At 68.1% G+C, this 238-nt stretch carries 1 protein-coding gene; it reads left to right on the forward strand.

Annotated features, from left to right (window positions below; translation table 11 throughout):
- A partial coding sequence (locus tag DIE08_RS35405) for an RHS repeat domain-containing protein (protein WP_148096115.1) occupies positions 1–238 on the forward strand: 238 nt, incomplete at both ends.

A 238-nucleotide genomic window follows, 5' to 3' on the forward strand; every position in this document is an offset into this window, starting at 1 on the left:
TGCCGATCGGCATCACCGATGCCAGCGGCAAGACCAGGCAGCTCGAGTACAACAGCAGCGGCCAGCTCACCCGCTACGTGGACTGCTCGGCCAAGGCCAGCGAATGGGCCTACGACGCGCGCGGCCAGCTTGTGCAATTCACCGACGCAGCGGGCCAGGTCACCCGCTACCGCCACGAGGCCGGCCAGCTCGCCGCGATCCGCTACCCGGACGATACCGAAGAGCACTTCGAGCGCGA

It is taken from the genome of Burkholderia sp. Bp9004, assembly GCF_003858025.1.
GTDB lineage: Bacteria > Pseudomonadota > Gammaproteobacteria > Burkholderiales > Burkholderiaceae > Burkholderia > Burkholderia diffusa.